The organism is Aminobacter sp. P4_D5, from assembly GCF_056401815.1.
This window is the reverse complement of sequence record NZ_JBFUIP010000424.1, coordinates 1-1,052: the sequence shown is the minus strand read 5'-3', so window position 1 is coordinate 1,052 and position 1,052 is coordinate 1. Positions and strand designations below refer to the sequence as shown.

Genomic DNA, 1,052 nt, shown 5'->3' with positions numbered 1-1,052 from the left:
GGCGTCCTCCGTGGCACCGGAGCGGAGCTGACGCCGTGGCTGGGACCCGTTTGGTTGCCGGTTCGGCCACATCCTCCCTGCGGGAGCGCCACCTTGCCCGGGAGGCAGGTTGGCGTCGGGCGTCGGCCCAACTCCTGATGTGCCACAATGCCTAATCGGCACTCGGCCGCTTGGCAACACCCTCGCCCGAGCGTGATGACCAGGGCGCGAAGGCGCCGGAGGTCTGAACCACGCGTGAGACCTAGACCAGGCCCAGCGCCCGTAGCTCGGAGATGGCGGCGCGGACCGGGGTGAAACCCGCCACCGCATCCAGGGCGGCGAGGCGCATACTCCGCCGCTCGCCCTCGGAGAGCGCGAGCAGCCGCCGCAGCGCGGCGTCCACCGTCGCCTCGTCGGTGGTGTCCGCGAGGAAGCCGTTCACCCCGTCTTCGATGAAGTCCGCGGAGCCGCCGAGCCGGGGCGCCAGCGCCAGGCAGCCGCAGGCCATGGCCTCGGCCGAGGTCCGCCCGAAGGCCTGGTAGTCCGAGAGATCGAGGAAGGCCTCGGCCTCGCGCAGGAGATCCGCGACGCCGGCCTCCCTCAGCGGGCCCATCAGGGTCACGCCCTGCGGGCACTCCATGCCGAGCGCGGCGAGATCCTCGGCCGAGGCCCCGAAGCCGATCGCATCCACCGGTCCGAACTCGCCGGCGGCGAGACGGCCGAGCAGGCGCAGCGTGCGCGGCGGCGCGCGGCGCGGCGTGCTCGGCCGCACCATGGCGACGACGCGCAACGCCGCGGCTTCGGTGCGGCGGGACGGGTGGTAGAGCCCGTGGTCGATGCTCGGCACCACCATCTCGGCGCCATGGCCGTGCGAGGCCTGCACCATGTCGGCGATCCAGCGCGATTTGGCGAAGTAGGAGCAGTTGGGCAGCAGGGAGAAGCTCGCGAGCGCCATGCCGTGCTCCATGCTGCCCTCCGCGTGGAAGAGCGGCTCGTAGTCCTGCACGTAGTAGCCGGCGCGGAAGAGGGGCCCCCGCACGGTCTCGGCGATGCCGTGCGCGGCGGTGCTGGTG

At 72.8% G+C, this 1,052-nt stretch carries 1 protein-coding gene and 1 riboswitch; the gene reads right to left on the bottom strand.

Going from position 1 to position 1,052, the window contains the following annotated elements; all coding sequences use genetic code 11:
• Positions 1-40: 40 nt before the first annotated feature.
• Positions 41-146, bottom strand: a riboswitch (SAM-I-IV-variant riboswitch).
• A 95-nt stretch (positions 147-241) separates the two neighbouring features.
• The coding region (locus AC1DWF_RS32465) for a glycosyltransferase (RefSeq protein WP_476842631.1) at positions 242-1,052 on the bottom strand (811 nt) is incomplete at its 5' end.